Origin of the sequence: Spongisporangium articulatum (assembly GCF_044465595.1) — a bacterium.
Lineage (GTDB): Bacteria > Actinomycetota > Actinomycetes > Actinomycetales > Kineosporiaceae > Spongisporangium > Spongisporangium articulatum.
In genome coordinates, this window is sequence record NZ_JBITLV010000007.1 from 194,959 (window position 1) to 221,369 (window position 26,411).

At 70.0% G+C, this 26,411-nt stretch carries 20 protein-coding genes, 3 rRNA genes and 1 pseudogene; all 24 read right to left on the minus strand.

Annotated elements, in window-relative coordinates:
- The coding region (locus tag ACIB24_RS20060; protein ID WP_398283962.1) for a hypothetical protein at nucleotides 1-311 on the minus strand (311 nt) is incomplete at its 3' end.
- Nucleotides 312-975: 664 nt separating this feature from the next.
- A 5S ribosomal RNA gene (gene rrf, locus ACIB24_RS20065) occupies nucleotides 976-1,092 on the minus strand.
- Between the two features lie 71 nt (nucleotides 1,093-1,163).
- Nucleotides 1,164-4,267 (minus strand): 23S ribosomal RNA (locus ACIB24_RS20070).
- Between the two features lie 362 nt (nucleotides 4,268-4,629).
- A 16S ribosomal RNA gene (locus ACIB24_RS20075) occupies nucleotides 4,630-6,147 on the minus strand.
- Together the 16S, 23S and 5S rRNA genes form the textbook arrangement of a ribosomal RNA operon.
- A gap of 597 nt (nucleotides 6,148-6,744) precedes the next feature.
- Complete coding sequence (tyrS, locus tag ACIB24_RS20080; RefSeq protein ID WP_398284127.1) at nucleotides 6,745-8,010, minus strand: tyrosine--tRNA ligase; 1,266 nt, start codon at nucleotides 8,008-8,010, stop codon at nucleotides 6,745-6,747.
- 37 nt (nucleotides 8,011-8,047) lie between these two features.
- Entirely contained in the window at nucleotides 8,048-8,665 is a 618-nt protein-coding gene (locus ACIB24_RS20085; RefSeq protein WP_398283963.1) for a DNA-3-methyladenine glycosylase, read from the minus strand.
- Between the two features lie 15 nt (nucleotides 8,666-8,680).
- The gene (argH, locus tag ACIB24_RS20090; protein WP_398283964.1) at nucleotides 8,681-10,135 is read right to left on the minus strand and encodes an argininosuccinate lyase; all 1,455 of its coding nucleotides are present in this window, start codon (nucleotides 10,133-10,135) and stop codon (nucleotides 8,681-8,683) included.
- Nucleotides 10,132-10,680, minus strand: coding sequence for an arginine repressor (locus tag ACIB24_RS20095; protein ID WP_398283965.1), 549 nt, complete (start codon nucleotides 10,678-10,680; stop codon nucleotides 10,132-10,134). Before ACIB24_RS20095 ends, argH begins: the two co-directional genes overlap by 4 nt.
- The gene (argF, locus tag ACIB24_RS20100) at nucleotides 10,677-11,609 is read right to left on the minus strand and encodes an ornithine carbamoyltransferase (RefSeq protein ID WP_398283966.1); all 933 of its coding nucleotides are present in this window, start codon (nucleotides 11,607-11,609) and stop codon (nucleotides 10,677-10,679) included. Before argF ends, ACIB24_RS20095 begins: the two co-directional genes overlap by 4 nt.
- The gene (locus tag ACIB24_RS20105) at nucleotides 11,606-12,853 is read right to left on the minus strand and encodes an acetylornithine transaminase (protein ID WP_398283967.1); all 1,248 of its coding nucleotides are present in this window, start codon (nucleotides 12,851-12,853) and stop codon (nucleotides 11,606-11,608) included. Before ACIB24_RS20105 ends, argF begins: the two co-directional genes overlap by 4 nt.
- A complete protein-coding gene (gene argB / locus ACIB24_RS20110; protein WP_398283968.1) occupies nucleotides 12,850-13,755 on the minus strand; it encodes an acetylglutamate kinase in 906 nt (301 codons plus the stop codon). The genes ACIB24_RS20105 and argB overlap by 4 nt, the downstream gene beginning before the upstream one ends.
- On the minus strand, nucleotides 13,752-14,906 hold the full coding sequence (argJ, locus tag ACIB24_RS20115; RefSeq protein WP_398283969.1) for a bifunctional glutamate N-acetyltransferase/amino-acid acetyltransferase ArgJ: 1,155 nt from the start codon (nucleotides 14,904-14,906) through the stop codon (nucleotides 13,752-13,754). Before argJ ends, argB begins: the two co-directional genes overlap by 4 nt.
- Before the next feature lie 7 nt (nucleotides 14,907-14,913).
- Nucleotides 14,914-15,303 carry an ACT domain-containing protein gene (locus ACIB24_RS20120; protein WP_398283970.1) on the minus strand — a complete coding sequence of 130 codons (390 nt, stop codon included), beginning with the start codon at nucleotides 15,301-15,303 and terminating at the stop codon, nucleotides 14,914-14,916.
- Between the two features lie 19 nt (nucleotides 15,304-15,322).
- Nucleotides 15,323-16,399: an N-acetyl-gamma-glutamyl-phosphate reductase gene (gene argC, locus ACIB24_RS20125; protein ID WP_398283971.1), complete on the minus strand. Its 1,077-nt coding sequence runs from the start codon at nucleotides 16,397-16,399 to the stop codon at nucleotides 15,323-15,325.
- A gap of 143 nt (nucleotides 16,400-16,542) precedes the next feature.
- A complete protein-coding gene (gene pheT / locus ACIB24_RS20130; RefSeq protein WP_398283972.1) occupies nucleotides 16,543-19,080 on the minus strand; it encodes a phenylalanine--tRNA ligase subunit beta in 2,538 nt (845 codons plus the stop codon).
- The gene (gene pheS / locus ACIB24_RS20135) at nucleotides 19,080-20,174 is read right to left on the minus strand and encodes a phenylalanine--tRNA ligase subunit alpha (RefSeq protein ID WP_398283973.1); all 1,095 of its coding nucleotides are present in this window, start codon (nucleotides 20,172-20,174) and stop codon (nucleotides 19,080-19,082) included. Before pheS ends, pheT begins: the two co-directional genes overlap by 1 nt.
- Nucleotides 20,175-20,227: 53 nt before the next feature.
- The gene (locus tag ACIB24_RS20140; RefSeq protein WP_398283974.1) at nucleotides 20,228-20,626 is read right to left on the minus strand and encodes a hypothetical protein; all 399 of its coding nucleotides are present in this window, start codon (nucleotides 20,624-20,626) and stop codon (nucleotides 20,228-20,230) included.
- A gap of 119 nt (nucleotides 20,627-20,745) precedes the next feature.
- Nucleotides 20,746-21,600 carry a TrmH family RNA methyltransferase gene (locus ACIB24_RS20145; RefSeq protein WP_398283975.1) on the minus strand — a complete coding sequence of 285 codons (855 nt, stop codon included), beginning with the start codon at nucleotides 21,598-21,600 and terminating at the stop codon, nucleotides 20,746-20,748.
- Nucleotides 21,601-21,625: 25 nt separating this feature from the next.
- Complete coding sequence (gene rplT / locus ACIB24_RS20150; protein WP_398283976.1) at nucleotides 21,626-22,006, minus strand: 50S ribosomal protein L20; 381 nt, start codon at nucleotides 22,004-22,006, stop codon at nucleotides 21,626-21,628.
- Between the two features lie 29 nt (nucleotides 22,007-22,035).
- Nucleotides 22,036-22,233 carry a 50S ribosomal protein L35 gene (rpmI, locus tag ACIB24_RS20155; protein WP_398283977.1) on the minus strand — a complete coding sequence of 66 codons (198 nt, stop codon included), beginning with the start codon at nucleotides 22,231-22,233 and terminating at the stop codon, nucleotides 22,036-22,038.
- A gap of 594 nt (nucleotides 22,234-22,827) precedes the next feature.
- A pseudogene (infC, locus tag ACIB24_RS20160) lies at nucleotides 22,828-23,362 on the minus strand (translation initiation factor IF-3); the annotation flags it as partial.
- A 174-nt stretch (nucleotides 23,363-23,536) separates the two neighbouring features.
- Entirely contained in the window at nucleotides 23,537-24,808 is a 1,272-nt protein-coding gene (locus ACIB24_RS20165) for an MFS transporter (RefSeq protein ID WP_398283978.1), read from the minus strand.
- 133 nt (nucleotides 24,809-24,941) lie between these two features.
- Complete coding sequence (locus tag ACIB24_RS20170; RefSeq protein WP_398283979.1) at nucleotides 24,942-25,685, minus strand: SseB family protein; 744 nt, start codon at nucleotides 25,683-25,685, stop codon at nucleotides 24,942-24,944.
- On the minus strand, nucleotides 25,669-26,409 hold the full coding sequence (gene priA, locus ACIB24_RS20175) for a bifunctional 1-(5-phosphoribosyl)-5-((5-phosphoribosylamino)methylideneamino)imidazole-4-carboxamide isomerase/phosphoribosylanthranilate isomerase PriA (RefSeq protein ID WP_398283980.1): 741 nt from the start codon (nucleotides 26,407-26,409) through the stop codon (nucleotides 25,669-25,671). Before priA ends, ACIB24_RS20170 begins: the two co-directional genes overlap by 17 nt.
- Between the last annotated feature and the right edge of the window lie 2 nt (nucleotides 26,410-26,411).

Consider the following 26,411-nt stretch of genomic DNA (forward strand, 5'->3'; position numbering starts at 1 on the left):
CGGACGGCCGGCACCCTGCGGACGGCCGCCGCTGCGGGGGCCGCGGTCATCGCTGCCGGAGCGGTCCCTGCGCTGCGGACGGTCATCACGCTGCGGACGGTCATCACGCTGCGGACGGTCATCACGCTGGGGACGGTCCGGCCGCTCGAAAGGTCCACCACCGGCGGGGCGACCCGCACCCCGCGGACGGTCGCCGCCCTCGGGGCGCCACTGCCGCTGGGGACGGTCGTCACGCTGCGGGCGCTCAGAGCGCTCGAAACGTCCGCTGCCACCACCGGCGGGGCGACCCGGACCGCGTGGACGATCGCCACCTTCGGGACGCCACTGCCCCTGCGGACGGCCACCGCCCGACGGACGACCACCCGACGGACGCCCACCCGAGCTGGGCCGGCCGGTGCTGGGCCTACCGCTGCTCGTGGGGCGACCGGAACTCTGCGGGCGATCACCCTGGGTACGGTCGTCGCGCGACCAGGTACGCGGACCTTCACCGAAGCGCTGGCCACCACTGCGGGACGGGCCACCACTGCGGGACGGGCCACCACTGCGGGACGGGCCACCACTGCGGAAGCCACCGGACCGGGGAGAGCCGCCCGAACTGCCACCGCGCGACGCTCCTCCTCGGGAGGCGCCACCGCTGCCGGCGCTCCGGGGATTGCCCCCGCGCGAAGCACCGCCGGCTCCGCCCGACGACTGCCCACGGCTGAAACCACCGCCCTGGCCACCACGCCGCGGGCCACCACCGGAGCTCCCGCCGCGCCCGGAGTTGCCACCACGACCGGCGCTGCCGCCGCGTCCCTGCTTGCCGTCCATCTGCTCCATCTTTCCCGAACCCGATAGCCCCACCAAGATCACCGAAAATCCGTCAGTTGACCGGGCTGAACCCGATGAAATGCGCGATCCCCGGTGATCTTGTGAGCTACATGCGCCAAAACAACGATGGCGGCCACCGCAAAGGTGGCCGCCATCGTGAAAGATGTCCGGCGACGTCCTACTCTCCCACGCGCTCCCGCACGCAGTACCATCGGCGCAGACAAGCTTAGCTTCCGGGTTCGGAATGGAGCCGGGCGTTTCCCTGTCGCTATGATCGCCGTAACTCTATTGAGATGTCAGCCGTTTCCCGACCGTATCTCGGGAACCGCACAGTGGACGCAAGCAAGAAATCTGTTAGCAAGTTATCGGCTTATTAGTACCGGTCAGCTTCATGTGTCGTTAGTTCACACTTCCACATCCGGCCTATCAACCCAGTAGTCTAGCTGGGAGCCTCTCGGGGTAAACCCCATGGAAACCTCATCTTGAAGCGAGCTTCCCGCTTAGATGCCTTCAGCGGTTATCCCTTCCGAACGTAGCTAATCAGCGGTGCTCTTGGCAGAACAACTGACACACCAGAGGTTCGTCCGTCCCGGTCCTCTCGTACTAGGGACAGCCCTTCTCAAGTTTCCTACGCGCGCAGCGGATAGGGACCGAACTGTCTCACGACGTTCTAAACCCAGCTCGCGTACCGCTTTAATGGGCGAACAGCCCAACCCTTGGGACCTACTCCAGCCCCAGGATGCGACGAGCCGACATCGAGGTGCCAAACCATGCCGTCGATATGGACTCTTGGGCAAGATCAGCCTGTTATCCCCGGGGTACCTTTTATCCGTTGAGCGACCGCGTTTCCACTTACCACGGCCGGATCACTAGTCCCGACTTTCGTCCCTGCTCGAGATGTCTCTCTCACAGTCAAGCTCCCTTGTGCACTTACACTCGACACCTGATTGCCAACCAGGCTGAGGGAACCTTTGGGCGCCTCCGTTACTCTTTGGGAGGCAACCGCCCCAGTTAAACTACCCACCAGGCACTGTCCCTGATCCGGATCACGGATCGAGGTTAGACATCCAGAACGACCAGAGTGGTATTTCAACGTTGACTCCACGAATACTGGCGTATCCGCTTCAAAGTCTCCCACCTATCCTACACAAGCCGTTCCGAATACCAATACCAAGCTATAGTAAAGGTCCCGGGGTCTTTCCGTCCTGCTGCGCGTAACGAGCATCTTTACTCGTAGTGCAATTTCGCCGAGTTCGCGGTTGAGACAGCGGAGAAGTCGTTACGCCATTCGTGCAGGTCGGAACTTACCCGACAAGGAATTTCGCTACCTTAGGATGGTTATAGTTACCACCGCCGTTTACTGGCGCTTAAGTTCTGAGCTTCGCCGTGAGGCTAACCCGTCCCCTTAACGTTCCAGCACCGGGCAGGCGTCAGTCCGTATACATCGTCTTGCGACTTCGCACGGACCTGTGTTTTTAGTAAACAGTCGCTTCTCCCTGGTCTCTGCGGCCTTCAAAGGCTAGGCAGCAAGTGCCTTCACCCCTCAGGCCCCCCTTCTCCCGAAGTTACGGGGGCATTTTGCCGAGTTCCTTAACCACGATTCACTCGATCGCCTTAGTATTCTCTACCTGACCACCTGAGTCGGTTTAGGGTACGGGCCGCTCGATTCTCGCTAGAGGCTTTTCTTGGCAGCATGGGATCACCCTACTTCCCGCTAATGCGGTCACCATCAGATCTCAGGCTATATGAGCTGCGGATTTGCCTACAGCTCGCCCTACATCCTTGGACGTAGACAACCATCGCTACGCGGTGGCTACCCTCCTGCGTCACCCCATCGCTTACCTACTACCGGCTCGGGTCGCGTGCTCCACGGACACCGGTCCGAAGACCAATGCCGCTTCAGACGCTTAGCATTACCGGGTTCGGTATGGACGAATCTTTGCGGGTACGGGAATATCAACCCGTTGTCCATCGACTACGCCTGTCGGCCTCGCCTTAGGTCCCGACTTACCCAGGGCGGATTAGCCTGGCCCTGGAACCCTTGGTCATTCGGCGGACGGGTTTCTCACCCGTCTTTCGCTACTCATGCCTGCATTCTCACTCGTGTGGCGTCCACGACTGGGTCACCCCGCCGCTTCACTCGCCACACGACGCTCCCCTACCCATCCACACGCCTGGATCCGAAGACCTAGCACATGTGCGAATGTCACAGCTTCGGCGGTGTACTTGAGCCCCGCTACATTGTCGGCGCGGAATCACTTGACCAGTGAGCTATTACGCACTCTTTAAAGGGTGGCTGCTTCTAAGCCAACCTCCTGGTTGTCTGTGCAACTCCACATCCTTTTCCACTTAGCACACGCTTAGGGGCCTTAGCTGGTGATCTGGGCTGTTTCCCTCTCGACTACGGAGCTTATCCCCCGCAGTCTCACTGCCACGCTCTAACTTACCGGCATTCGGAGTTTGGCTGACGTCAGTAACCTTGTAGGGCCCATTAGCCATCCAGTAGCTCTACCTCCGGTAAGAAACACGTGACGCTGCACCTAAATGCATTTCGGGGAGAACCAGCTATCACGGAGTTTGATTGGCCTTTCACCCCTACCCACAGCTCATCCCCTCAGTTTTCAACCTAAGTGGGTTCGGTCCTCCACGCGGTCTTACCCGCGCTTCAACCTGGCCATGGGTAGATCACTCCGCTTCGGGTCTAGAGCATGCGACTCAATCGCCCTATTCGGACTCGCTTTCGCTACGGCTTCCCCACACGGGTTAACCTCGCCACATACCACTAACTCGCAGGCTCATTCTTCAAAAGGCACGCCGTCACCCCACGAATGAGGCTCCGACGGATTGTAGGCACGCGGTTTCAGGTACTATTTCACTCCCCTCCCGGGGTACTTTTCACCTTTCCCTCACGGTACTTGTCCGCTATCGGTCACCAGGTAGTATTTAGGCTTAGGGGGTGGTCCCCCCAGATTCGTACGGGATTTCTCGGGCCCCGTACTACTTGGGAACTCCCTCAGGAGGCCGCGCCATTTCGTCTACGGGGGTAACACCCTCTGTGCCGGGCCTTTCAATGCCCTTCGACTATGACGCGACTTTGTAACTCCTTGTACTTTCGGCAGAAAGTACGGAGGGGTCCCACGACCCCGAACGCGCAACGCCTGCCGGCTATCACACGCGCTCGGTTTAGCCTGATCCGCTTTCGCTCGCCACTACTCACGGAATCGCGGTTGCTTTCTCTTCCTGTCGGTACTGAGATGTTTCACTTCCCGACGTTCCCTCCACATACCCTATGTGTTCAGGTATGGGTCACTGGAAATGACTCCAGCGGGGTTTCCCCATTCGGAAATCCTCGAATCACAGCTCGGTTACCAGCTCCTCGAGGCTTATCGCAGGTTCCTACGTCCTTCATCGGCTCCTGGTGCCAAGGCATCCACCGTGTGCCCTTAAAAACTTGACCACAGATTTTAAAAGATGCTCGCGTCCACTGTGCAGTTCTCAAGCTACGGGCGGAGATCGGACCATTTGCTGTCGCGCCTGCCGGCGGAGGCCGGTGGTTCGTCGACGAGGTGATTCCGCGCGTGTCGGCCGGTTGCCCGGCCGGCCACTGAAGGTCGAGCTTTCGCCCGTTCCCTCAGGACCCAACAGCGTGCCTAAGCCGCCTCCCCGTGACCAACCCGCGTTCCTGCTCCGAAGAGCTGTACTAACGAGGGGTCGCAGAGCGACGGCCAACTGTCGATGTTCCACCCATGAGCAACCACCTCAGATCGAACGTCTGAGTAGTGGCCTCTGGACGCCAATCGGCGTCTAGATGCTCCTTAGAAAGGAGGTGATCCAGCCGCACCTTCCGGTACGGCTACCTTGTTACGACTTCGTCCCAATCGCCAGTCCCACCTTCGACGGCTCCCTCCACAAGGGTTGGGCCACCGGCTTCGGGTGTTACCGACTTTCATGACGTGACGGGCGGTGTGTACAAGGCCCGGGAACGTATTCACCGCAGCGTTGCTGATCTGCGATTACTAGCGACTCCGACTTCATGGGGTCGAGTTGCAGACCCCAATCCGAACTGAGACCAGCTTTTTGGGATTCGCTCCACCTTACGGTCTCGCAGCCCTTTGTACTGGCCATTGTAGCATGCGTGAAGCCCAAGACATAAGGGGCATGATGATTTGACGTCATCCCCACCTTCCTCCGAGTTGACCCCGGCAGTCTCCTATGAGTCCCCACCATTATGTGCTGGCAACATAGAACGAGGGTTGCGCTCGTTGCGGGACTTAACCCAACATCTCACGACACGAGCTGACGACAACCATGCACCACCTGTAAGGCGCCCTTGCGGACCTGATATCTCTACCAGTTTTCGCCTTATGTCAAGCCTTGGTAAGGTTCTTCGCGTTGCATCGAATTAATCCGCATGCTCCGCCGCTTGTGCGGGCCCCCGTCAATTCCTTTGAGTTTTAGCCTTGCGGCCGTACTCCCCAGGCGGGGCGCTTAATGCGTTTGCTGCGGCACGGAACTCGTGGAAAGAGCCCCACACCTAGCGCCCAACGTTTACGGCATGGACTACCAGGGTATCTAATCCTGTTCGCTCCCCATGCTTTCGCTCCTCAGCGTCAGTTACGGCCCAGAGACCCGCCTTCGCCACCGGTGTTCCTCCTGATATCTGCGCATTTCACCGCTACACCAGGAATTCCAGTCTCCCCTACCGCACTCTAGTCTGCCCGTACCCGATGCAAGCTCAGGGTTAAGCCCTGAGTTTTCACACCAGACGCGACAGACCGCCTACGAGCTCTTTACGCCCAATAATTCCGGACAACGCTTGCACCCTACGTATTACCGCGGCTGCTGGCACGTAGTTAGCCGGTGCTTCTTCTGCAGGTACCGTCACTTGCGCTTCTTCCCTGCTGAAAGAGGTTTACGACCCGAAGGCCTTCATCCCTCACGCGGCGTCGCTGCGTCAGGCTTTCGCCCATTGCGCAATATTCCCCACTGCTGCCTCCCGTAGGAGTCTGGGCCGTGTCTCAGTCCCAGTGTGGCCGGTCGCCCTCTCAGGCCGGCTACCCGTCGTCGCCTTGGTGGGCCGTTACCCCACCAACAAGCTGATAGGCCGCGAGCCCATCCATGACCGAAAAACTTTCCACACGCAGAGGATGCCCTCGCGTGTCGTATCCGGTATTAGCTCCGGTTTCCCGGGGTTATCCCAGAGTCATGGGCAGGTTGCTCACGTGTTACTCACCCGTTCGCCACTGATCCACCACCGAAGTGGCTTCACCGTTCGACTTGCATGTGTTAAGCACGCCGCCAGCGTTCGTCCTGAGCCAGGATCAAACTCTCCGTTGATGTCTAGTCAATGAGCCCGAAGGCCATTGTCATCTAGAAGTCGGTGCGCCCGGGCTGGCGAGCTCGGTTGCACCATATTGATCTGGCGTCTGCAGTTGCTGGCCCCCGGTAAGGGGCCCCAATCTGCGTCTACCAAAGGAATTCCGTCTCGACTATGCTGAGGCCCGGATGGACCTCGATGCACACCCGATGACGGGGTTATTTGGCATCGACTTTTGGCACGCTGTTGAGTTCTCAAGGAGCGGACGCACACCGTTACTGTGACCTTTCGGCCTGTTCTCGGGGCAACCCTTCTAGCTTAGCTTCCCGTTTCAGCCCGGTCAAATCCGTGTTTCTTGGATCTGATTGAGCCGTTTCGTTCGGCATCCCACCGCGTGGTTTTCTGGCCGAGCCCGTAGAGGACCCTGCCTGTACCTACTTGGGGGAGTTGCTCCGAGACCGGCCACCTTGCGGTGTCCGTTGCTCTCGTTCGGCAACAGGTAGAAAGTTACGCAGTACGGTTTCGCAAGTCAAATCGGCCCTGCGACACGCCTGTGACCTGCGCCAATGTCGCTACGTAGTTGTAACAACACGGCTGGTCAGGGCCACGCAGTGTGGTCAGTCGACGAGTTCCACCGCCCCGATCGCCTTCCGGCCCCGCCGCACCACGAGCCACCGCCCGTGCAGCAGGTCCGCAACGCCGGCGGTCGAGTCCTCCCCCGGCACCTTCGCGTTGTTCAGATACGCCCCGCCCTCCTTCAACGTGCGCCGCGCGGCCGACTTCGACGGCGCCAGACCGGCCGCCACCAGCAGGTCCGCCACCGGGTGGTCGACCCGGGGCAACCGCGCCACGGGCAACTGGCCGAGCGCGTCGGCCAGCGTCCCGTCGTCCAGGGCGGTCAGGTCCCCACCCCCGAACAACGCCGCCGCGGCCGCCTCGGCCTGCTCCATCGCCTTCGGCCCGTGCACCAACGACGTCAGGTCCCGGGCCAGCGCCCGTTGACCCTCCCGGGCCTGCGGGCGCTCAGCCGCCGAGGCCTCCAGGGCCGCGATCTCCTCCCGGGTCCGGAACGAGAAGACCCGCAGGTAGTCACCGATCTTCGCGTCCTCCACGTTCAGCCAGAACTGGAAGAACGCGTACGCCGACGTCATCGACGGGTCGAGCCAGACGGCCCCACCCTCGGTCTTGCCGAACTTGGTCCCGTCGGCCTTCGTGATCAGGGGGGTGGCCAGCGCGTGCGCCGACACGCCCTCGGTGCGGTGGATCAGGTCGGTCCCCGCCGTCAGGTTGCCCCACTGGTCCGAACCGCCGATCTGCAGCACGCAGCCGTACCCGCGGTACAGCTCCCGGAAGTCGAGGGCCTGCAGGATCTGGTAGCTGAACTCCGTGTAGCTGATCCCCGCCTCGCTGTTCAGCCGCGCGCTCACGGCGTCCTTGGCCAGCATCCGGCCCACCCGGAAGTGCTTGCCGATGTCCCGCAGGAAGTCGATCGCCGACAGGGGCGCCGTCCAGTCGAGGTTGTTCACCATCCGCGCCGCGGCCGGGCCGTCGAACTCCAGGAACGGTTCGATCTGCCCCCGGATCTTCTGCACCCACTCCCCCACCGTCTCGCGCGAGTTGAGGGTGCGCTCGGCCGTCGGCCGCGGGTCCCCGATCAGGCCGGTCGCGCCCCCGACCAGGGCCAACGGCCGGTGCCCGAACTGCTGCAGGCGACGCATGGTGAGCAGCTGGACCAGGTGCCCGATGTGCAGGCTGGGGGCGGTCGGGTCGAACCCGATGTAGTAGGTGACCGGCCCCTTCGCGAACTCCTCCGACAGGGCGTCCAGATCGGTGGAGTTGCTTATCAACCCGCGCCAGCGAAGTTCTTCGAGCGCAGGGTCCAGAGGTCGTTCGGCGGAGTTCTCGGTCACGCGAAACAGCCTACGGGCTGCGCACCACCGGTTTCCGGGACCGCGGCTTGGCGGGCCGGTACACCGACACCGTCGGGTCGCCGTCGATCCACCACCGCCACTCCTGCACCGCGCCCGCCCCCGACACCCCGACCCGCGGCCCGGTGCGCACCCGACTCGCGGGCACCCGGGCGCCGGCGACCAGCGCCCCGACGGCGTCGAGACCGTCGTCCGAACCGGTCAGCCCCAGCGCGCTCGCCAGCCGCGCCGGGCCGCGGCAGAGCTCGCGGTCGGTCTTCGCCGCCGGACGACGGGAGCGCGCCTCCTCGAGGCCGCCCACCACCTCGCCGGCCCGTAGGAGCACCGCGGTACCCGTCCCCGGTGGCTCGCAGACCAGGTTCGCGCACCAGTGCATGCCGTAGGTGAAGTAGACGTAGACGTGCCCGGGCGGCCCGAACATCGTTGCGTTACGGCGGGTTTCACCTCGGAAGGCGTGCGATCCGGGGTCGGACGACCCCAGGTACGCCTCCAGCTCGGTGAGCCGTACCGAGACCCCGCCGAGGGTCAGCACGCAGCCCAGCAGGTCGCGCGCGACCCTCCGGGAGTCCCGGTCGAAGAACTCCCGCGGCAGCGGCTCCCCCGCCCTCACGACGCGCGGAACCGTTCAGGCCCGGAGAGTCCGGGTGAACGCGCGCAGTCGCGTCAGCTCGGCCCGCGCCTCGGCGAGCTGCTCGAGCACCCGCGCCGGCGCCGTCCCGCCCCGCCCGTCGCGCGAGGCCAGCGAACCGGCGACGTCCAGAACCGACCGCACGTCCGGCGTCAGGTGCGGCGAGATCGCCGCGAAGTCGGCGTCCGTCAGGTCCCACAGCTCCACCTCGCGGCCCTCGGCCGTCGAGCGCTCCTCGCACCGCCGCACGCACGCCCCGGACAGCTCGTGCGCCTCCCGGAACGGCACGCCCTTCCGGACGAGCCAGTCGGCCACGTCGGTGGCCAGCGCGAACCCGCGCGGCGCCAGCTCGGCCATGCGGTCGGTGTGGAACACCAGGGTCGCCACCTGACCGGCCACCGCCGGCAGCAGCACCTCGAGGGTGTCGACCGCGTCGAAGACGGGCTCCTTGTCCTCCTGGAGGTCCCGGTTGTAGGCCAGCGGCAGGCCCTTCAGCGTGGCCAGCAACCCGGTCAGGTCCCCGATCAGCCGGCCGGCCTTGCCCCGGGCCAGCTCGGCCACGTCCGGGTTCTTCTTCTGCGGCATGATGCTCGACCCGGTCGACCAGGCGTCGTCCAGCGTCAGGAACGAGAACTCCTTCGTCGCCCAGAGGATCACCTCCTCCGACAGTCGCGACAGGTCGACCCCGACCATGGCCGTCACGAAGGCGAACTCGGCCGCCAGGTCGCGCGCCGCCGTCCCGTCGATCGAGTTCGGCACCGAACCCTCGAAGCCCAGCTCGACCGCCACCGCCACCGGGTCGAGCCCCAGCGACGTCCCGGCCAGAGCGCTCGACCCGTACGGCGACGAGGCCGCCCGTGCGTCCCAGTCGGCGAACCGGGCCACGTCGCGCAGCAGCGGCCAGGCATGGGCCAGGAGGTGGTGGGCCAGCAGCACGGGCTGCGCGTGCTGGAGATGCGTGCGCCCCGGCATCGGCGCCTCCGGGTGGGCCGCGGCCTGGGCGACGAGCGCCGCCACCACGTCCAGCACCTGCCCGCCGATCACGCGCGCGTGGTCGCGCAGGTACATCCGCAGCAGCGTGGCGATCTGGTCGTTGCGCGAGCGCCCGGCCCGCAACCGGCCGCCCAGCTCCGGGCCGACCCGCTCCAGCAGGACCCGCTCCAGCGCGCCGTGCACGTCCTCGTCGCCGGGGTCGGCGACCAGCGCCCCCGACGCGACGTCGGCGTCCATCTTGGCCAGCGCGTCGAGCAGCCCGTTCAGGTCGTCGTCGGTGAGCAGCCCGGCCCGGTGCAGCGCGCGGGCGTGGGCGCGGGACCCGGCCAGGTCGTAGCGGGCCAGTCGCCAGTCGAAGTGCGTCGAGCGGGACAGCTCGGCCATCGCGTCGGCGGGGCCCCCGGCGAACCGGCCGCCCCAGAGCGCGCCGGTACCCGTCGTGCCCGTCGAATCAGTCACTGCTCGTCCTTCTGCTCTTCAGGGGCCTCGCCCGAGGCCAGGGCCAGGAACCAGTCGGCGACCGCCCCGCCCCCGGCGGGGTCGCGGGTCACCACCAGGACCGTGTCGTCACCGGCGATCGTGCCCAGCACCGCCTGCAGCACCGACTGGTCGATCGCCGAGGCCAGGAACTGCGCCGCGCCGGGCGGGGTGTGCAGGACGACGAGGTTCGCGGACGCCTCGGCCGTCACCAGCAGCTCCTGGCAGAGCCGGGCCAGGCGCTGGTCGAGCACGTCCTGCTCGAGCCCGGCCTGCGGCGTCCGGTCGCCGCCCTCCCCCGGCACCGCGTAGACCAAGCCGCCGTCCGCGTGCCGGACCTTCACCGCGCCGAGCTCCACGAGGTCGCGCGACAGCGTGGCCTGGGTGACGACGAGGCCGTCCTCGGCCAGTAGCTGCGCGAGCTCGGCCTGCGAGCGCACGGGCGTCCGGCGCAGCAGGTCGACCACCCGGCGGTGCCGGGCGTTCTTGGTGGCGGCCAGCTTCCCCTGGGTGGGTATGGAGGTCACGACTTCTCCAGAAGCCAGGTCAACAGCGCCTTCTGGGCGTGCAACCGGTTCTCGGCCTCGTCCCAGACGGCGGACTGCGGACCGTCGATGACCTCGGCGGTGATCTCCTTGCCGCGGTAGGCGGGCAGGCAGTGCAGGACGACGGCGCCCGGGTTCGCGCGGGCCAGCTGGGTCCCGTCGACGACGAAGGGCACGAACGGCGCCGCGCGCTCGGTGGCCTCGGCCTCCTGGCCCATCGAGATCCAGGTGTCGGTGGCCAGCACGTCGGCACCCTCCGCGGCCGCGGCCGCGTCGTGCCCGACCGCTACGGACCCCCCGGTCTCGGCGGCCCGCGCGGCGGCGCGCGCCACGACCCCAGGGTCCGGCAGGTAGCCCTCGGGGGTGCCGATCCGGACGTGCAGGCCCGCGTTGGCTCCGGCCAGCAGGTAGGAGTGGGCCATGTTGTTGGCGCCGTCACCGAGGTAGGACAGCGTCAGCCCGGCCAGCTTGCCGTGCCGCTCGCGGACCGTCTGCAGGTCGGCGAGCAACTGGCAGGGGTGGAACTCGTCGGTCAGCGCGTTCACGACCGGCACCCGGCTGACGGCGGCCATCGCCGCGATCCGCTCCTGGCCCGCGGTACGCCAGACGATCGCCGCGACCTGCCGGTCGAGCACCCGCGTCGTGTCCTCGATCGACTCGCCACGACCCAGCTGGCTGGACCCGGCGTCCAGCACCAGGGGGTAGCCGCCGAGCTCGGCGATGCCGACCGAGAACGACACCCGGGTCCGGGTGGAGGACTTGTCGAACAGCACCGCGACGGCCCGCGGACCCTCCAGCGGGCGGGCCGTGAACCGGCCCGCGGCGCGCTCGGCCTTCAGCCGGTCGGCCAGGTCGAGGACCTCGAGCAGTTCGTCGGGGCTCAGGTCGTCGTCGCGCAGGAAATGCCTCATGCCGCACCAGCCAGGGCCAGGTCGAGGGCCGTGGGGAGCGCCTCGAGGAACGTGTCGGCCTGCTCGGCGGTGAGCACCAGCGGCGGGGCCAGGCGCAGCGCGTCGGGCGCGACGGGGTTGACGATGAAACCAGCCTCCAGCAGCCGGGCGGCCACCTGGGGGGCGACCGGCTGCGTGAGCTGGACGGCGAGCAGGAGACCGGCCCCGCGCACGCTCGCCACGCCCGGGTGGGCGAGCGCCCCGACCCCGTCGACGAGCCGCCGGCCGACGCCGGCCACGTTCTCGAGGAGACCGTCGCGTTCGATCACGTGCAGCGTGGCCAGGGAGGCGGCCGCAGCGACCGGATTGCCGCCGAACGTCGAGCCGTGCTGGCCCGCGCCGAGCAGCTGCGCGTTGCGCTCACCGAACGCGATGGTCGCGCCGATCGGGATGCCGCCGCCCAGGCCCTTGGCCAGCGTGACGACGTCCGGTCCGGTCCCGCCGGGCGACAGTTCCGCCTGCTGGAAGGCGAACCACGACCCGGTCCGGCCGACGCCGGTCTGGACCTCGTCGAGGACCAGCAGGGCGCCGACAGCCTGGGTCAGCCGACGAGCCTCGGCGAGGTAGCCGGGCGGGGCCGGACGCACTCCCGCCTCACCCTGCACGGGTTCCAGGACGACGGCCGCGGTCGCCGGGGTGAGCGCCGCCTCCAGGGCGGCGGGGTCGCCGAACGGCACGTGGACGACGTCCCCGGGCAGCGGTTCGAACGGCTCGCGGTAGGCGGGCTTGTGGGTCAGGGCCAGTGCACCCATCGTCCGGCCGTGGAACCCGCCCTCGGCGGCGACCAACCCGGTCCGGCCGGTGCGCCGGGTCAGCTTGAACGCCGCCTCGTTGGCCTCGGTGCCGGAGTTGCTGAAGAACACCGCCGAACCCGACGGGGCCCCGGCCAGGTCGAGCAGGCGCTCGGCCAGCGCCACCTGGGTGGGCGTGGCGAAGAAGTTCGACACGTGCCCGAGGGTGGCCAGCTGCGCGCTGACCGCCGAGCTGAGGAACGGGTGGGCGTGCCCGAGCACGTTGACCGCGATCCCGGCCAGCAGGTCGAGGTACCGGTTCCCGTCGGCGTCCCAGACGTAGCAGCCCTCGCCCCGCACCAGCACCCGCTGGGGCGTGCCGAAGGTCTGCATCACGGAGTGCCGGTACCGCTCCAGCCAGGCGTCCTGCGACTGCAGCTGACCGGAGGTGTAGAGGTCGAGGTCGAGAGTCACTGGGCCACCGCCTGTTTCGCCGGAACGACCATGGTGCCGGCGCCCTGGGTGGTGAAGACCTCGAGCAGCAGGCCGTGCCGGACCCGCCCGTCGATCACGGTGGCCCGCGGCACGCCCCCGCGGACCGCGCGCAGGCAGGCCTCCATCTTCGGCACCATCCCGGCCTCCAGGCCGGGCAGCATCTGCTCCAGCTGCACGTCGTCCACCTCGGTCAGCAGCGACGACCGGTCCGGCCAGTCCGCGTACAGGCCCTCGACGTCCGTCAGGACGACGAACTTCTCCGCGCCGAGCGCGACCGCCAGCGCCGACGCCGCGGTGTCGGCGTTCACGTTGAGCACCTGGCCGTCGTCGTCGGGGGCCACGGTCGAGACCACCGGGATCCGCCCGGCGTCGATCAGGTCCTGCACCGCGGCCGGGTCGACGTCCACCACGTCTCCGACCAGGCCGAGGTCGACCGGCTCGCCGTCCACGACGGTGCCGCGGCGCGCGGCCCGGAACAGGCCGCCGTCCTCGCCCGAGAGCCCGACCGCGAGCGCGCCGTGCGCGTTGATCAACCCGACCAGCTCGCGGCCGACCTGCCCGGTGAGGACCATGCGGACGACGTCCATCGCGTCCTGGGTGGTGACCCGCAGGCCGCCCCGGAACTCGCTCTCGATGCCGAGCCGGTCGAGCATCCGCGAGATCTGGGGCCCGCCACCGTGCACGACGACCGGCTTCAGCCCGGCGGCGCGCAGGAACACGACGTCCTGCGCGAAGGCGCGCTTCAGCTCGTCGTCGACCATGGCGTTGCCGCCGTACTTGACGACCGCGATCGCCCCGCGGAACCGCTGCAGCCAGGGCAGGGCCTCGACGAGGACGGCGGCCTTGAGCTGTGCCTCTTCTTGAGTGGTGCTGCTGATCATGTGGAGTAGGCGCTGTTCTCGTGGACGTAGGCGTGGGTGAGGTCGTTGGTCCAGATCGTGGCCGTCGCGTCGCCGCTCTTGAGGTCGATGACGATGTGCACGGCCCGCGGTTCGAGGTCGACGCCGGCCGGGTCGTCGGCGGCCATGCCCTTGCGGCAGATCCAGACGTCGTTCATCGCGACGTCCAGGTCGGCCGGGTCGAAGGCGGCCCCCGTGGTGCCGACGGCGGCCAGGATGCGACCCCAGTTCGGGTCCTTGCCGAAGATCGCGGCCTTGAACAGGTTGCTGCGGGCCACGCTGCGCCCGACCTCGACGGCGTCCTCCTCGCTGGCGGCGCCGCGCACCTCGATGGCGATCTCGTGGTCGGCGCCCTCGGCGTCGGCGAGCAACTGCCGGGCCAGGTCGGTGCAGACGGCCGTGAGGGCGTCGGTGAACTCGACGGGGTCGGGCGTGACACCGCTGGCCCCGGACGCGAGCAGCGCGACGGTGTCGTTCGTGGACTGGCAGCCGTCGGAGTCGAGTCGGTCGAAGCTCACCCGGGTCGCGGCGCGCAACGCGGCGTCCAGCCCCGCGGCGTCCACCTCGGCGTCCGTCGTGACGACCACGAGCATGGTGGCCAGCGCCGGGGCCAGCATGCCGGCGCCCTTGGCCATCCCGCCGATGGTCCAGCCCGCGGGCGAGGTGTGCACGGACTGCTTGGCCACGGTGTCGGTGGTCATGATCGCCGTCGCCGCGTCGGCGCCGCCGTCCGTGCTCAACGTGGCCGTGGCCGCCTCGACCCCGGCCAGCATCCGCTCGCGGCTGAACAGCGGGCCGATCAGCCCGGTCGAGCAGACCAACACGTCGTAGGCGCCGAAACCGCCCAGCTCGGCGACCTTCTCGGCCGTGGCGTGGGTGGTCTGGAAACCCTCGGGCCCGGTGTAGCAGTTGGCGCCGCCGGAGTTCAGGACGACGGCCCGCAGCCGGCCGTCGCCGATCGCGCGCTCGCTCCAGAGCACGGGGTTGGCCTTGCACCGGTTGCTGGTGAACACGGCCGCGGCCGCCTCGAACGGGCCGTCGTTGACGACGAGCGCGACGTCGGGCTTGCCGCTGGGTTTCAGGCCGGCGGTCACGCCGGCGGCCCGGAAGCCCTGGGGTGCAGTGACACTCATCGTTGCGCTACTCCGCGTCCTCGGTGATCTCGTAGCCGGCGTGCCGCCACACCGAGACGGCGTTGGTGGTCTTGGCGGCGGGCACGAGGATCCAGTCGGTGTCGAACGTCGAGACCGACAGCACCGGGATCCCGGCGTCGGCCATGGGTTTCAGCAGGCGCAACAGGCTGCCGATCTGTGAGATCTCGAGCTGCCCGGCGACCCGCACCACCGAGAACGGCCCCTCGACCGGGCCCGGTACGGGCTCCGGCAGGCTGCTCGTCGGGCAGATCACGCTCAGCTCGTCATCCGTGCGGGAGACGCTGACCAGGGGGCCGCCGACGGCCCACGTGGGCTCGGGGGCGTCGGCGCCGAGCCGGACCACGGTCATGGCCTGGCGGTACTGGATGAGGTGCACGCAGAAGACCTTTCGTGCGTCAGGGGGCCAGGCCGGCGACCGGCAGGCCGAGGCCCTCGGGCAGGCCGAGGGCCAGATTGGCGGACTGCACGGCCCCTCCCGCCGTGCCCTTCGTCAGGTTGTCGATGGCGCTGATCGCGACGACGCGACCGACGCGACGGTCGAGGGCCACCTGGACCAGGGCGGTGTTGGCGCCCAGCGTGTCCGCGGTGCGCGGCCAACGGCCCTCGGGGAGCAGGTGGACGAACGTCTCGCCGTCGTAGGCCCGGCCCCAGGCGTCCCGGACGGCCGACTCCACGGCCTGCGGGTCGTCGGCCAGCTGTGCCTGGAGCGACGGGGCCAGCCGGGCGGTCGCGGTGGCGAGGATGCCCCGAGCCATCGGCGCCAGGGTCGGGGTGAAGCTCACCGTCACGCCCTGCCCCGCGGCGACGCCCAGGCACTGTTCCATCTCCGGGGTGTGCCGGTGGATGCCGCCCACGCCGTAGGGGCTCATGGAGCCCATCACCTCGGACCCGAGCAGGTGGGGCTTCACGGCCTTGCCCGCGCCCGACGTCCCGCTGGCGGCGACCACGACGACGTCGTCCGCCTCGAGCACGCCCGCGGCGAAGCCGGGGGCGAGCGCCAGGGTCGCCGCGGTCGGATAGCAGCCGGGGACGGCGATCCGCGTGGCCCCGGCCAGCTGGGCCCGCTGCTTGGTGCCGTCCGCATGCGTGAGCTCGGGCAGGCCGTAGGCCCAGGTGCCCGCGTGCTCACCGCCGTAGAACTCGGCCCAGGCCTGCGCGTCGGACAGTCGGTGGTCGGCGCCGCAGTCGATGACGACCGTGTCGGGGCCGAGCTCGGCGGCGAGGGCGGCGGAGGCGCCGTGCGGCAGGGCCAGGAAGACGACGTCGTGGCCGCGCAGGGTCTGCGGGGTGGTCTCGGCCAGCACCCGGTCGGCCAGGGGCAGCAGGTGCGGCTGGTGCTCACCCAACGTCGAGCCGGCGTTCCCGCCCGCGCTCAGCGTGCCGATCTCGAAGTCGGGGTGGGCCAGCAGCAGGCGCAGCAGCTCACCGCCCGCGTAGCCGGATGCCCCAGCGACGGCTGCCGTGATTCCCATGACGAAAGACTATACACCCTTCTGCATGAGTATTCACGGCTCAGCATGAGACCGCCTCCCGCATCGATACCCAGTGTCCCACCTCGCTAACCGTGTGGGAACGGTGTGGCCTGTGTGGCGGGCGTGAACCCGCTACGAACCGCCTACGAACGCAGGACGGCGCCCGTCGCCCGGGTCGCCTCGGCCACGGCCGCGTCGCGGGCCGCCGCGGTCTCCTGCGCGGTCAGCGTGCGGTCGGGGGCCCGGAACCGCAGCGCGAAGGCCAGCGACTTCTTGCCCTCACCGACCTGCGGGCCCGTGTAGCTGTCGAACAGCCGGATCGACTCCAGCAGGTCGCCCGCCCCGGTGCTCAGCGCGGCCTCGACGTCGCCGGCCGGCACGACGGCGTCGACCACCACGGCCACGTCCTCCTTGGCCAGCGGGAAGGTGGAGATGGGACGGGCCTTGACGATCCGCCCCGACGCCGCGGTCAGCACGTCCACGTCGACCTCGGCCGCCACCGTGCGGGCGGGCAGGTCGAGCGCCGCGCAGACCTTCGGGTGCAGCTCTCCCGCGTGGCCGAACAGCTGCCCGTCGATCTCCAGGCGCGCGCAGCGCCCCGGATGCCACGGCATGTGGTCGGCGTCGCCGACCACCGTCGGCTCCACCCCCACCGTCCGGGCCACCAGGAGGGCGGCCTCGAGCGCGTCGGTCCAGTCGGCGGCCCGGCCGGGACCCGTCCATCCGGGCAGGTCCCGCTGTCCGGTGAGCACGATGGCCACCCGGCGGGGCTGCGGCGGGACGGCGGCCCGGATGGCGTCCAGGTCGGCGTCCGAAGGGCGCACCCCGACCGGGCCCTGGGGCGCGTGCGGCGTGCTGTCCGGCGCCGGCCGGGTGACGAGCCCGATCTCGTACAGCCCGATGTCGGTGAGCCCGCGGGACACGTTGCGGCGCAACGTCTCCAGCAGGGTGGACAGCAGCTCCGTGCGCATCAGGGGCAGCTCGTCGGACAGCGGGTTGGCCAGCCGGATGGCGGCTCGTCGCGGGTCGCCGGCGGGCAGACCGAGCGCGTCGTGCGTCGCGCCGGACACGAACGGGTAGCTGAGCACCTCGACCAGGCCGTGGTCGGCCAGCGCCCGGGCCACGGTGCGACGCACGCGCTGCCCGTGGGTCAGGCCTCGTCCGGGCGGGGCGACGGGCAGGACCGAGCCGATCTGGGCGTAGTCGCGCAGCCGGGCGACCTCCTCGACCAGGTCGACGCCGATCCGCAGGTCGGGGCGCCAGGTCGGCGCGGTCACCCTCAGCGTCCCGCCTCCACCTACTGCTGGCTCGACGGTGCAGCCGATCTCGCGCAGCGTCTCGACGACCTGCGCCTCGGTCCACTGCGCGCCGACGATGCGGTTGGGCAGGTCCCAGGGCATCTCGATCGGCGGGACGGGCTCGCGTTCGTCGACGTCGGTCACCGCGGCCGGGGTACCTCCGCCGTGCTCGACCAGCAGGCGGACCGCGAGCTCCGCGGCGGCGGCGGCCAGGTCGAGGTCGACGCCCCGCTCGTAGCGGCGGCTGGCCTCGGTGGAGAGCTTGTGCCGGCGGGCGGTGCGCGCGACGGTGATCGGGTCGAAGTGGGCCGACTCGATGAGCAGGTCCGTCGTGGTGGTGCCGACCTCGGAACTGGCCCCGCCCATGACTCCCGCCAGGGCCAGGACGCGGCTGCCGTCGCCGGACGGGCTGTCGGTGATCAGCAGGTCCTCGGCGTGCAGGGTGCGCTCGACGTCGTCCAGGGTGGTCAGCCGCTCACCGGCGCGGGCGCGGCGCACCACGACCGGCGCCACGAGCTTGCTCAGGTCGAAGGCGTGCAACGGCTGGCCGAGCGCGAGCATCACGTAGTTGGTGACGTCGACGGCCAGCGAGATGGGTCGCATCCCCGCCTGTTCCAACCGCTTCTGCATCCAGCGCGGCGAGGTGGCGGCCGCGTCGACGCCCCGCACGACCCGCGCCACGTAGCGGTCGCAGCCGGCGTGACCGTTGATCGGCGCGTCGTCGGCCAGCCTCACGGCCGGCCCGTCGTCCGTCGGGGCCGGCGTGTCCAGCAGCGCGGGGTCGGTGAAGGCGGCGCCGGTGGAGTGCGAGTACTCGCGGGCGATGCCGCGCAGGCTGAACGCGTACCCGCGGTCGGGCGTCACGTTCACCTCGACGGTCTGCTCGTCGAGACCGAGCAGCGTGAGCGCGTCGGTGCCGGGTTCGACGTCACCGAACTCCCACTCGACCAGCCGGATGATGCCCGAGTGGTCGTCACCCAAGCCGAGCTCGCGGGCCGAGCAGATCATCCCGTCCGAGACGTGCCCGTACGTCTTGCGCGCGGCGATCGCGAACCCGCCCGGCAGCACCGCCCCGGGCAGCGCCACCAGGACCAGGTCACCCTCGACGAAGTTGCCCGCCCCGCAGACGATCCCCCGCGGCTGCCCGTCGTCCGGGTTGTACGACCCGACGTCCACCTGACACCAGCGGATCGTCTTGCCGTTCTTCTGCGGCTCCGGCGTGAAGCTCACGACGCGACCGACGACGACCGGGCCGACGACGTCCCCGCCGTGCAGCCCCTCCTCCTCGAGGCCGACCTTCACCAGGGCGGCGGCCACCTGCTCGCCGGTGACCCCCTCGGGCAGCTCGACGTACTCGCCGAGCCAGTTCAGCGGCGCGCGCATCAGGCCTCCACCCCGAACCGGCGGCTGAACCGCACGTCGCCCTCGACCATGTCGTGCATGTCCTCCACGTCGTTGCGGAACATCAGGGCGCGCTCGACACCGACGCCGAACGCGAACCCGGTGTAGACGTCCGGGTCGACGCCACAGGCGCGCAGCACGTTCGGGTGGACCATCCCGCAGCCGCCCCACTCGATCCAGCCGGTGCCCTTGCAGGTGCGGCAGTCCGGGTCCTTGCCGGAGCACACGAAGCAGCGCAGATCCAGCTCGGCACTGGGTTCGGTGAAGGGGAAGAACGACGGGCGCAGACGCGTGACGCTGCCGGCGCCGAACATCGTCTCCACGAAGTGGTCGAGGGTGCCCTTCAGGTGGGCCATCGTCAGGCCCTTGTCGACCGCCAGACCCTCGACCTGGTGGAAGACGGGCGTGTGCGTGGCGTCGAGTTCGTCGGTGCGGAACACCTTGCCCGGGCAGATCACGTAGACCGGCAGGTCGCGCTCGAGCAGGCTACGGGCCTGCACGGGTGACGTGTGGGTGCGCAGCACGAGACCGCTGTCGGGTGGGTCGACGAAGAACGTGTCCTGCATCTGGCGGGCCGGGTGGTCGGGCCCGAAGTTCAGGGCGTCGAAGTTGAACCACTCGGCCTCGAGCTCGGGCCCCTCCGCGATCTCCCAGCCCATCGCGAGGAACACGTCGCCGACGCGTTCCATCAGCGTCTCGAGCGGGTGCCGGGCGCCGAGCGGGCGGCGCTCCGCGGGCAGGGTGACGTCGACGGCCTCCTCGACGAGCATGCGCGCGTCGCGTTCGGACTCCAGTTCCGCCTGGCGGGTGGTCAGGGCGGCCTGGATCTCGCCGCGGGCCGCACCGAGACGCTTGCCGGCGTCGGCCTTGGCCGCGGGCGGCAGCGCGGCGATCTCGCGGCTGGCCAGCGAGATGGCGCTCTTGCCGCCGGTGTGGTCGAGGCGGGCCTGCTTCAGCTCGTCCAGGTCGCGAGCCTCGGTGAAGGCGGCCAGCGCCTGGCGCACGGCCTCGGCGAGCGACGCCTCGGAGAGCGTCGCCACCTCGACCGGGTCGTAGTCGGTGCTCTTTCCGGTCACCGCGCGATTGTTTCAGATCGCGCGGGTTCCGTTCGCCAGGGTTTCCGCGACGCTCAGAAGGAGAGGTCGACGCCCGAGGTGCCGGTGGTGGTGCTCTTGGCCTGGCCGTTGGGCAGCAGGCTGGCGTACTTGTCGGCGATCCCGGAGTAGAGGCTGTCGAGCCCGCCGCCGGAGTCGTCGTCGCCGCTGCCGAAGGCGCTGAGCATCGCCTGCTGGTTCAGGTAGTTGGCGGACTCCATCGGGCTGAGCGCCTGGAACTCCTGCGTCGACAGGCCCGTGGACGCCGCGAGGGAGTCGAGGGAGTCGGACGCCGACGAGCTGCCGGACAGGCTGGCCCACCAGTCGCTGGTGGTGTCGTTCGACGAGCCGGAGACCTGCGACGAGGCCGAGGCGTTGCTGAGCAGCTGGGCGTAGTAGTCACCGCTGCCGCCGGACACAGGACTGATGCTCACGGAGCATGCATCGGCACGCAGCCCCTGAACCTTGAGCGGCGATCTTCACCGGGCCGCCGGGCGATCGTCGACGAGGCGATTTCGGGCGCTATGTCCAGCCGAGATCGCCTCGTCGATGATTACCGGTGGGCGCGCGCCGAGGCGTACAGGCACACCGTGGCGGCGGTGCCCAGGTTGAGGCTCTCCGCGTGGCCGTGCACAGGGACCCGGACGACCTGGTCGGCCAGGGCGCGGTCCGCCGGGGGCAGGCCCCACGCCTCGTTGCCGAACACCCACGCGACCGGACCGCGCAGCAGCGCGGGGGCGCCCGTCGTCCGGGCGGTCTCGGCTTCGTCGAGCAGGTCGTCCAGATCGGTCCGGCCCGCCCCGTCGGCCGCGAGCACGGCGAGGTCGGCCGCCTTCAGCGCCGCGACCGCGTCGGGCAGCGGCACGCCGGTCACGACGGGCAGGTGGAACAGGCTGCCGGCCGTCGACCGCACGCACTTGGGGTTGTGGACGTCGACGCTGGCGTCGGTGAGCAGCACGGCGTCGGCGCCGGCGGCGTCCGCGGCCCGGATGACCGTCCCGGCGTTGCCGGGGTCGCGCACCTGGGCCAGCACGGCCACGAGCCTCGGGCGGGCGGCCAGTACCTCGTCGAGCGGGACGTCGACCAGGCCGCACACGGCCAGCAGCCCCTGCGGGTTGACGGTCGCGTCGTCCCCCGCCATCGCGGCCAGCACGGCCTCCGTGACGGGGGTGACGGGGACGTCGGCGGCCAGCGCGGCCGCGACGATCTCGGCGTACCGCTGCGCGGCCGCCTCGGTGACGTACAGCTGGACGACGTCCGCCGCCCGGAAGCGCAGAGCCTCCCGGACCGACTGGGGTCCCTCCACGAGGAAGCGGCCGGCGCGTAGTCGCGCCGGCCGCCCCGAGAGCCGGGCCACCGCCTTCACCCGGTCGGACCGGGGGTTGGCGAGGGTTTCCCCGCTGAGCACCTGCTGGTGGCCTGTGTGGTTCAGGTCAGGCCGCGGTCGTCGTCCCGGTGGCCGGCAGGGCCTCCCGGGCGGTGGTGACCAGCACCGCGAACGCCGCGGGGTCGTTGACCGCGAGTTCGGCGAGCATGCGGCGGTCGACCTCGACCTCGGCGGCCTTCAGACCCTGGATGAACCGGTTGTAGGTCATGCCGTTGGCGCGGGCCGCCGCGTTGATCCGCTGGATCCACAGACGACGGAAGTCGCCCTTGCGGGCCCGACGGTCACGGTAGGCGTAGACCAGCGAGTGGGTGACCTGCTCCTTGGCCTTGCGGTAGAGCCGCGAGCGCTGGCCGCGGTAACCGCTGGCCCGCTCGAGGACCTCGCGACGCTTCTTCTGGGCGTTGACCGCCCGCTTCACGCGTGCCACGTGAGTTCTCCTTTACTGGCTCGCGCCGGTCAGCGACGACCGAGCAGGCGGTTGACGGCGGGCGCGTTCGCGGGGTCGACGACCTCGTTGGCGGCGAGGCGACGGGTACGCGTCGTCGGCTTGCCCTCGAAGAGGTGCCGGCGGTTGGCCTGCTCGCGGATCAGCTTGCCGCTGCCGCTCACCTTGAACCGCTTCTTCGCACCGCTGTGCGTCTTCATCTTGGGCACGTTCGTTCTCCTGTTCGGCCACGCCGGGTGGCGCGGGTCTGTCACCGCGGTTGGGACCGCGGTCGTCGGTGGTGTCACCGGCCGGAGGCGGACCTCAGGCGTCGGCGACCTTCTTGGCGGTCTTCGCGGCCGCCGTCTTGGCGGGCGGTCGCGGAGCCGCCGGCTTCGGCGGGGCCGGCTTCGGGGCCGGGGCCTTGGCCGCGGGCGCCTTGGCCGCCGGAGCCTTGGCCGCGGGGGCCTTGGCCGCCGGAGCCTTGGCGGGGGCCTTCGCCGCCGGCGCCTTCGCCGGTGCGGGGGCCGGTGCCGCGGCGGGGGCCTTGGCGGTGGCCGCCCCCGGGCGGGGGCCCGGTCGGGCGCTGCCCGGGGTCGGGGGCCGCGGGGCGGCCGGCCGGGCCGGAGCCGGGGCCGGAGCCTCGGCGACGGGCGCCGGGGTCGGTTCGACCACGGGGTCCGGTGCCGGCTCGGGCTCCGCCGCCTGGGCGACGGGCTCGGGCGTCGCCGGGACGGCGGGCGCGGGCGCGTCGGTCACGGCGGACCCGTCGAACTCGCTCAGGTCGATCGACACGTCGTCCTCGTCGCGGCGGCGACGGGAGGCGCGCGGCTCGGCCTTGGTCTCGGCCTTCTTCTTGTGCGGACCGATGACCATGACCATGTTGCGGCCGTCCTGCTTCGGGTTGCTCTCGATGTAGCCGAGCTCGGCGACATCGGCAGCCATCCGCTGCAGCAGCCGATAACCCATCTCCGGGCGCGACTGCTCGCGACCGCGGAACATGATCATGACCTTGACCTTGTCCCCCGCCTTGAGGAACCGCTCGACGTGGCCCTTCTTCGTGCCGTAGTCGTGCGGGTCGATCTTCAGGCGGAGACGGATCTCCTTCAGCACGGTGTGCGCCTGGTTCTTGCGCGCCTCGCGTGCCTTCATCGCCGACTCGTACTTGAACTTCCCGAAGTCCATGAGCTTGCAGACCGGGGGCCTCGCCTGGGGGGCGACCTCGACGAGGTCGAGATCGGCCTCCTGCGCCAGACGCAGGGCGTCCTCGACCCGCACGATGCCGACCTGCTCCCCGTTGGGGCCGACCAGCCGCACCTCAGGGACGCGGATACGGTCGTTGATCCGGGGCTCGCTGATGTGGTGCTCCCATCCGTTCGTGTCCGTGGCCGCCGCAACGCAGGAAGGCTCCCGCGCGCAGGCGCACGGGAGCCTCTGACAACGGACCGGCGAACACGCCGCGGACGGCGGAACGCGGCTTCGACCGGGCGGCGGGACGCCTACCGGTGAAGCACGGACCGGACCCGGACGCCGTCAGACTGATGCAGCCCGGCGACGGGTGGGAGAGACTCCACTTTGCGCACCGGACCCTGTCGGACCCGGTCGGTCGTCCCCCCACGATATCAGCACCAGGCCCACTCCGGCGACGAGCGCGCCCAGCGTGCCGATCAGGGCGAAACCGGACCAGGCCCCGGCCCGGTCGATCACGAACCCCGCCAGGGGCGCCCCGACAGCCACGCCCACCGTCGCCGCCGTCCCGTACCAGCCCATGGCCTCCCCGCGCACCGACTCGGGCGCGAGGCGGTTCACCTCCGAGGTGGCGGCGCTCAGCGTCGGCGCACAGAAGAACCCGGCCGGGGCCATGGCCAGGACCAGCCACCAGAGCCCGGGCACCAGTCCGACGGGCGCCGTGGCCAGGCCGAGAGCCAGCAGCAGCACGTACAGCGGAACCGGACGGCGCAGCGCCCCCAGGACGAGGCCGCCGACGATGGAGGTGAGCGACCAGACGACGAAGACCAGCCAGCTCATCCGGGCGTCGCCGGACTCCTCCCGGAGGTGCGCGACGATGGCCACCTCGGTGCCGGACAGCACGATCAGCGCGGCCACGGACGCCAGCAGGACGGTGACCATGCCGGGCGCGAAGACCTGGCGCAGGCGCCCCCGGTCGCGCACGACGGCCTCGACCGGGTCGGGGGCCGAGGTCAGGGGTGGGTTGAGCACGAGCAGCCCCACGCCCGAGACGACCGTCAGCACCCCCACGACCACGAGCGAACCGCGGACCGACCAGGCCGTGGCCAGGACGACGGCGGCGGCCGGGGCGATCATGAAGCTGACCTCGGTGGCCAGCGAGTCGACCGTGAACCCGCCGGTGTGCAGCCGGCGGGGCAGTTGGGCGCCGAGGGCCTGCCGGACGACGGTGAAGGTCGGGACCTGGAAAAGGCCGCCGACCAGGGCCACCGGCAGCAGCCATGCGTAGTCCAGGAACGGGATGGCGGCCCAGACGAAGCCCTCCACGACGAGCGAGGGCAGCACGGTGCGGCGCAACCCGATCCGGTCGAGCAGCCGCCCCCGCCACGGCGAACCGAGCGCCACCCCGACCGTCCACAAGGCCCCGACGGCGCCCGCCGCGCCGTACCCGCGGTCGAGCCCCAGCACCACGAACAGGGTCAGGACGATGCCGCTGGCCGCGTGCGGCATCCGCGCGAACAGCGAGAAGACCAGGAGGCGCCGGACGCTCGGGATCGCCAGGATCTGGCGGTAGACGTGCGTTTCGGGCGTCGTCGTCGACGGGGTGGAGCCGGACATGGCCTCCATCATGACCGTCCCGACCGACAGAGCTCGAGCCGTTTTCGGCCGGCGTCGCCCGGCATGATCGGCACGAGTGCCGGGGTCCGGCGAGTTCCGCTCGGCCGATCCCGGCCGGATCGGTGATCTTGTGTCAGGCGGTGCGCAGGCTGAGCCGGATCGAGCCGGCGCGTTCGGCGACGACGGGGTCGGCGGCCAGCAGCTCGGACAGCCGCTGCACGACGCGTTGGACCGCGTCGGCGTCCAGCCCGGCCGGCAGCCCGAGGACGACGAGCAGCCCGGTCTCGCCGTCGGGCTCGACCCGGTGGGCCACCAGGTCGGGGACGGCGCGGGCCAGGTTCGCCACTCCCGTCAGCACCTCGGGGTCGGCGGCCGGCGGCACCCAGTCCCGGCCCTGGGCGACGGCCCACACGCACGGGCGGGGCAGGATCCGCAGCTGCGGCCCGGCGGCGTCGACCACGATCTGCCCGCACTCCTCGAGCACGGCGGCCTGGGCGGCGCGGGCGGCCTCGACGGGCACCGGGCGGGCGCCGGGGTTCCAGGCGGCCAGCGCCGCGACGGAGGTGAAGACCGGCAGCGAGCGGACGCCGTCCGCGCCGGTGATCGTCACGAGCGCCATGTCGGCGCTCTTGTCGCCCTCGCTGGCCGTGGCCTCCTCCCCCTCGCCGAGGACGGCGACGATCGGGACCAGCGCGCGGGTCGGGGCCCAGGCGCGGACGACCTCCTCGAGGGAACCGCCCGCGAGCGCGGCGCCCAGGCCCGGGTCGCAGCTGCCGTCGTCCCCCGGGAACGGCTGCGCGGTGAGGGTGCGCCCCGACCACGGGACGCCGGCCGAGTCGGCGAGGTTCTCCCCCGGCGCCTTACCGGCCCGCGACATCCAGGGCCTCGGTGAGCGTGAAAGCGCCTGCGTAGAGCGCCTTCCCGACGATCGCACCCTCGACGCCCAGCTCCACGAGCGAGCGCAGGGCGCGCAGGTCGTCGAGGCTGGAGACGCCGCCGGAGGCGACGACCGGCCGGTCGGTCTTCGAGCAGAACTCGCGCAGCAGGTCGAGGTTGGGGCCGCGCAGCGTGCCGTCCTTGGTGACGTCGGTGAGCACGTAGCGGGCGCAGCCGTCGGCGTCGAGGCGCTCCAGGGTCTCCCACAGGTCGCCGCCCTCGCGCGTCCAGCCGCGCCCGGCCAGCGTCGTCCCGCGCACGTCCAGGCCGACGGCCACCCGGTCGCCGTACTCGGCGATCGCGGCGCGGGTCCAGTCCGGGTTCTCCAGCGCCGCGGTGCCCAGGTTGACCCGGGCGCAGCCGGTGGCCATCGCCCGGCGGAGGCTCTCGTCGTCCCGGATGCCCCCGCTCATCTCGACCTTCACGTCCATCGCGGCCACGACCTTGGCCAGCAGTTCCGCGTTGGAACCGCGGCCGAAGGCGGCGTCGAGGTCGACGAGGTGGATCCATTCGGCGCCGGCCGACTGCCAGGCCTGGGCGGCCTCGAGCGGGTCGCCGTAGGAGGTCTCGCTGCCGGCCTCACCCTGGACCAGGCGGACGGCCTGGCCGTCGGCGACGTCGACGGCGGGCAGCAGTTCGAGCTTCGGTGCGGATCCTTCGGTCACGG

What these genes read in the sequence shown, in the direction of transcription:
- argJ (WP_398283969.1), bottom strand. Translation starts at nt 14,906, where the DNA reads ATGAGTGTCACTGCACCCCAGGGCTTCCGGGCCGCCGGCGTGACCGCC.
- pheT (WP_398283972.1), bottom strand. Translation starts at nt 19,080, where the DNA reads ATGCGCGCGCCGCTGAACTGGCTCGGCGAGTACGTCGAGCTGCCCGAG.
- argB (WP_398283968.1), bottom strand. Translation starts at nt 13,755, where the DNA reads ATGATCAGCAGCACCACTCAAGAAGAGGCACAGCTCAAGGCCGCCGTC.
- ACIB24_RS20165 (WP_398283978.1), bottom strand. Translation starts at nt 24,808, where the DNA reads ATGTCCGGCTCCACCCCGTCGACGACGACGCCCGAAACGCACGTCTAC.
- argF (WP_398283966.1), bottom strand. Translation starts at nt 11,609, where the DNA reads ATGAGGCATTTCCTGCGCGACGACGACCTGAGCCCCGACGAACTGCTC.
- argC (WP_398283971.1), bottom strand. Translation starts at nt 16,399, where the DNA reads ATGGGAATCACGGCAGCCGTCGCTGGGGCATCCGGCTACGCGGGCGGT.
- ACIB24_RS20170 (WP_398283979.1), bottom strand. Translation starts at nt 25,685, where the DNA reads ATGTCGCGGGCCGGTAAGGCGCCGGGGGAGAACCTCGCCGACTCGGCC.